Raw genomic sequence first — 5,602 nt, forward strand, 5'->3', positions numbered from 1 at the left:
AAGATGTCCAGCAGCGCGTCGTTCCATTGTTCAGCATAATTCAGTGCCATTATGATTCCTCCTGTTGGCAGGTGGCGCATGTGATGCCACCCGGTTTTCTCATCTTATGAAAGCGTCAAATGCGGAATTTGTTCCATGGTTTCATGCGGCTGGCGGATGCCTCCGGCACGCTGCCGGGTTTGACAGGGGTGCTGTTTGCGCCAATGCGCATCCCGGCTCTTTTGGGGTCCTGCGGGGCAGCCTTTAGCTCGGGGATATCCCGCAGGACCGTTTCCACTGCTTTCTGGACGGCAGCGGTATCGGGGCCGTTTTCCTCGTCGATGTCCACACCGGTCAGGTCGGCCAACCGTGCGGCGTAACCGGCGCGCTTGGCAGGCACGCCGAGCGTTACCGCGGCCAGTTTTGCCTCTGCAAGCAGGTGACGGTGGTTGGCAGCTTCCAGAAGGCTGTCACTTTTCCCGGTGGTTGGATCGGTGGACGTGTCTGCCTGCTCTCGCTGCCATTTACGGTGCTCTCGCAGCAGCCGTTTTTCAATCGCCGTGTCGAGGTCGGCTTGTGTGAACTGTTTCTCATTGTCGGTTACGGGTGTTTGGGCTGCGGTCGATTCCAATGCCTGCGCATTGGTTTGGATGCGGTCTGCCATAAAAAGTTCCTCCTTTTATGTCGGGTGACGGTTTCCATTTTACGCCTGTCGGCGGCGTATAGCTTTTTATGTCTTCATCCGCTTTGGACAGGTGCGCAGTTTCCTTATGATGCGCGGGTAAAATGAGGTGTATTGCCTGACATACGGCATGGAAATAGGCACATGGGTTCATCGGGCACATACGTATCGTCTGAACGTATGCTCATTTGTTTTCACTCATGCCGGTTGTTCATTGCCCGGGAAAAGTCCCTGTTCCATCTTGATTCGAGCTACTTCGACCTGCTTTTCGGCGGCGCTCATGGTATCGCCGTACAATTCCCTTACTGCCTGCTCAATGGACATGATTCCGTTTTGTCTGGCCTGTCCGACCGTTGCGGCAACGCTTTCAAACGAGGGGTTGGCGTATTCACCCCAGCTGATGGTGCAGGGGTAATCGCCAACCGGGCGTCCGGAGAGGATATCCTCGGCGGCCAGTGTGGCCTGTGCCAATTTTGGGAGTACCCGTTCCAGTGCGGCGACGCGTTTGGCACGGCTGTAGAGGGTGGCTTTTTCTTTTTCGCGTTGTGCCTCGGCATTGTCTTTTTTGGACAGCCCGATGCCCAGCGTAGAAGGGGACAGTACGCCCATCAGTGCAATGTCGAGGTCGGCGGCGTATTTCTGCTGATACGCGTCGCTGCGGATATCAGGCTGCACGACCTGTACTTGTCCGTTTTGCGCTTCGGCAAGCGCACCCCGCACGGCAATAAACTGGTTGTCAAACGGATTGGGTTCCATTGGCGCACCGGTCACCGTGTCACGGGGAATGAGGTCGATCGGGATATAGCGCGAGGCCCTTCCTGCGCGCACTGCGTCGGTCCATTGGCTGATGTCCTCGTCCAGTGCATCGAATACGTCGCATTTTCCGTCGAACAAGCTGCGTCCGCGCCCCGTAAAGGTAGGCGAATGAGCGAAAGCCAGCGGAACGGCCCAGAGAACCGGTTCCGCCCATGAGACGGACGATAGATTGGTGAGATCGTCAAACAAGGACAGATCGGCAGGACGCCCCAGCCGGTCACAGAGTGTATACCGTACAGAACCGGACGCATACGTTTCGGCAAGCTGGTAGCACTGTCCGTCCAGCTCTTTGGGTGTATAGAATGTGATTTCCGTGATGCGTCCGCGCACAGTGGTATAAGCAACCTGTTCGCCGCTGTAAAATTCCAGCAGCGGCAGGGGAGAAATAGATGGGTCAAACGAAATTTTAAACGCGCCGTCACCGGTCACATCTGTTTCGACCACTGCCCTGCGCACAAGTTCGGTCAAATCATTTTCGGCGGCGATACGATTCCACCGCGTCTGTGTTTTTTCGGCGTCCGGTCCGGAGAACACGACGGACTGCATGTCGGTCACCACGATGTCGGCCAGTTTATCCACACAAAGTGCGGGCAGACCAGTGTGTATTTTGCGAATCTGCATCCCACGTGAGGGGACTGCCGCCCAGAAACGCGAACGGTTGACGCTGTCTCCCGTTGAGGATGCGCCATTGCTTTTGTAAAACTGGAATAGTTCAGACGGCTCTCCGCGATACCAAATGCGATTTCTGGCCACATTCGCGGCGTAGCTGTACGGTTCGTAGATTGTGACGGAAAATGCTCCGGCGGGTTGGAAGCGCAATACGGATAGAATGCGCTGCCGGATTGTGGAAACGGCGTTCTGCACACCTAACATCCATCCCAAAATTATCCCTCCTGTAATCGTTGCATAGTTTCAGCAACACCGGATGTCGCATCCGGTGCGTCATCGTGTGTGTTTTTGCCTGTACGCTGATAGGCGGACAGGGCGGCGGAATAGTCAGGCCATCGGGTACGCCAGTCAGCGGGAAAGTAGAGATGTTCCATCACCCATGGCGCGGCGGTCAATATGCGGGCCTGTTTATTTTGGGTCTGTGCAAACCAGCGCACCTGGGCACGGTAGCAATGCAGGTCCTGCTCCAGATGCTGCATGACGGCACGGGCAAAGCCGCGTCCGCCGTTGTTGCTCTCAATGCGCGCTTGTGTGACTTCATGTGTTGCAAGGCGGCGTGCCAACTCCGGCTCGGTGACTTCCATCGGTGCCTTCGTATAGTAGATATCCAACACATAAGCCTCCACGCCGTACACGCCCCAAATGATTGCACAAAGGGAATCGCTGCCGGTGTCGGCTGTGTCCACGTAAGCCAATCGTTCGGTAAAAGACGGTTCACCGTTTTCAGACGGCGCCTGTTCGTAAGTTTGAAAATGGGTATACAACTGTCCTTTTAAATCAATGGGTTCCTGCTGATAGTTGGCTGACGCAATGTCAGCGCCCATCAGGCGTATTTTGTTTGCGTAGGAGCGGCGGCTTAAGATTTCCGGACAGAGCATGGTTCCGTCTTCCTGCATGGCTTTCATTTCAACCAGTCGGGGTTTGCGGCCTTGCTCCGTGAAACAGCGAAGCGCGCGTCCGGCCAGATCTCCTGTGGCCCAGCGGGTCATAATGAGCAGAATTTTCCCGTTTTCTTCCACGCGTGAGAGCATGGTGTCGGTGAACCAGCGCCAGTGTTCATCCAATAAAAGGGCGTTATGCGCCTCATAGGCATTCTTGACGATGTCGTCGATGATGAGCAGGGTGCAGCCAAAACCGGTGGCGGTACCGGAGGGACTGGTTGCCAGGTAGCTGGAATATTGCCCGTCCAATGCCCAAAGATTAGAGGCAGCCTCCCCCCGCCGCACCCGTATGTTGGGAAAAATATTGGTGTACACCACTTTGGATGGATCTGCCTTTTTCTCCGAAATACCATCGCGGACGGTTTTGGAAAAAGCGCCGGACAGACGCTCATTGTAGCTGCCGGTCATGATTTTTTCTGCCGGATACTGCCCGAAAACCCATTGGACAAACAGCCCTGCCGTGCGGCTTTTCCCGTGACGGGGCGGTAGGTTTAGAATCAGAATCTCATCATTGCTCTCATAGAATGTTTGCAGTGCGTGGCAAAGTTCTGCCAGATAGGTGCGTGAACGCTTGTAAAAATCCGGTGCGCGCAGGTGGCAGAAGGTGAAAAAATCGGTTCTGGCCTGTTCGATGCCGTCGTGGGATTCGGGATGGAACGGTCTCATCCACTCGGATAGTTGCCTGATAGCCTCATATGGTGTGCCGTGCATTGGTATCCCTCTTTTAATTGGAGTATTCGCTCATCCGGATGGCTGCCCGTTCTTCATTTGCATACAGATATTTTTTTGGTCAAGAAACATGCCAAGTTCCCTGTACAATTCCGGCCGTTCCTTCGCCAAAGCACGAAACAGCATGGATTTCACGGCGTTGATGCCGACTTCTGTTGCGGATCGTATGGCATAATCTGTTCGTTTTTTATATGCGGCGGCACGAACCAATCCTATCGTGGAGGAAAGCAGCTTACTTTTGTCCAGTTCCGCCCAATCGGCTTCGGCTGTATCAGCGAGCACACTTAGAATTTGTTTGCTTGCCATACGCAGCATGGCCTCGGTACCGTCCAAATCGGGTTCAAACTCAATTTCATTCATCATCCGCCGCAGTGCGATTTGTGCCGTATGCAGGGCAGCTGCGTCGGCGTTGAGCGAAGCGGCAAATTGACTGATGGCCGCCGTGTCGGTTTGTATGCCTTGTCCGGCAAGATACGCCGCAATTTCCTCATAACTGTCGCCGGATAAAAGCATTTGTTTGACGGTTTCGAGCAGTTCCGGTTTCAATGCTGCAATAGGCTGAGGGTTGCGATTGGCCATGGAGCATCCTCCCTTCAAACTTTGACTGCCGGGTCGGACACATAGCCTTTGAGCAATTGGATGCCTTTGGCGGTCAAGCGGACGGCAGTGGTTTCTTTCATGCCGGTGACGTCGGCGTGAGTGTGGTTCACAGTGTCACGTGCTCGTATATAGCCCGCGTCCTGCAAATAAAACAAGGATTCGCTCAGTGTACCGGACGGAATGTCGGGCAGGGCATATTGCAGGCTGTGCAGTTTGATATCATGCCCCTGCAAAATGTTGATGGTGCGCAGCACGCGGCCGTTGTCGACGGCGAAAGTGCCAGCCTCTATGCGGCGGGTTAATTCAGCCTTATCCAATGATTCGTTCTCCTTTCAATTCCAGCAGGATATCGTAAATGCGGTCCTGCCGACGGTTTAGGTCTGCAATCTCGCGCACAAAGTCATCCTTGCGGATATAATTGTCTTTCAGCAATTCGATACCGCCGGAAAGCTTGCGCACTTCGTCACGCAAGTCGCCCTGTAGGCTGTCCCATTCGTCTTTAGTCACAAAGCGTTCTTTCATGTTGCCAATATCGGATTCGTGCTTATCCACTAGGGCAATGGTTCGCTTGAGGAAAAAGCCGATGATGCCAACGGTGACGGACAGTGCCAATGGTGCAATTGCATTGATCCATGGGGTTGTGTTCATAGTGATTGCTCCGGTCTTCGATCTTTCACTGTTGTGTATACTCGCTGTTGCATGGCTTTGCGGGAGGGGATGCTCATACTATATAGCGTTTGCACCGTGAAAAATAATGAGCGGGTGCGATGCGGACTGTGGGAAAAGTCTGCCAAAAAAGCGGAATGCCGCAGGCCATTTAGCCTGCGGCATTCCGCTTTTTTGATTGCTTTTTATCTGCTGTTTTTATTTATGACGGATAGAATGCACGCGTTCTCTTATCGGCAATTTCGGCAGTCTGCCGTTTGCATCCGTTTTTCGGTACGATTCCCAGGTGGGTCGGTTTGGAGTGATAGCAGATCAGTCATCTCCTTGCCCGCCGGTTTGTATCATGTAAAATTACTGTGCGAAATACATGCGTTCTTAGTATGGCAGACTCTTTTGGTCGTTACAATGTCTGGAGTATGGTCTGTTCATCTGCGGTTTTGCGGATAGCGTGACGGTGCTGAAGCCCCCTCAAAATCAAAATTGATCAAAGGATGCCCAGATGATCAAGCAGAATTTTGGC

6 protein-coding genes are annotated in these 5,602 nt (G+C 53.6%); all 6 read right to left on the reverse strand.

Annotated elements, in window-relative coordinates; translation table 11 throughout:
• Positions 1-115 precede the first annotated feature (115 nt).
• The 6 genes from ABF463_RS13680 to ABF463_RS13705 all read right to left on the reverse strand — a co-directional run bounded on the left by ABF463_RS13680 (position 116) and on the right by ABF463_RS13705 (position 5,064).
• Positions 116-643, reverse strand: coding sequence for a hypothetical protein (locus tag ABF463_RS13680; RefSeq protein WP_415534461.1), 528 nt, complete (start codon positions 641-643; stop codon positions 116-118).
• 216 nt (positions 644-859) lie between these two features.
• Positions 860-2,359 carry a capsid protein gene (locus tag ABF463_RS13685; protein ID WP_415534463.1) on the reverse strand — a complete coding sequence of 500 codons (1,500 nt, stop codon included), beginning with the start codon at positions 2,357-2,359 and terminating at the stop codon, positions 860-862.
• A gap of 2 nt (positions 2,360-2,361) precedes the next feature.
• On the reverse strand, positions 2,362-3,753 hold the full coding sequence (terL, locus tag ABF463_RS13690) for a phage terminase large subunit (protein ID WP_415534471.1): 1,392 nt from the start codon (positions 3,751-3,753) through the stop codon (positions 2,362-2,364).
• A 75-nt stretch (positions 3,754-3,828) separates the two neighbouring features.
• Entirely contained in the window at positions 3,829-4,395 is a 567-nt protein-coding gene (locus tag ABF463_RS13695) for a hypothetical protein (protein ID WP_415534465.1), read from the reverse strand.
• A gap of 14 nt (positions 4,396-4,409) precedes the next feature.
• Positions 4,410-4,733 carry a hypothetical protein gene (locus tag ABF463_RS13700; RefSeq protein WP_415534467.1) on the reverse strand — a complete coding sequence of 108 codons (324 nt, stop codon included), beginning with the start codon at positions 4,731-4,733 and terminating at the stop codon, positions 4,410-4,412.
• Positions 4,726-5,064, reverse strand: a complete 339-nt coding sequence (locus ABF463_RS13705) for a hypothetical protein (RefSeq protein ID WP_415534469.1) — start codon at positions 5,062-5,064, stop codon at positions 4,726-4,728. Before ABF463_RS13705 ends, ABF463_RS13700 begins: the two co-directional genes overlap by 8 nt.
• Between the last annotated feature and the right edge of the window lie 538 nt (positions 5,065-5,602).

It is taken from the genome of Ethanoligenens sp., assembly GCF_047718355.1.
In the GTDB taxonomy this organism is placed as follows: domain Bacteria; phylum Bacillota; class Clostridia; order Oscillospirales; family Ethanoligenentaceae; genus Ethanoligenens.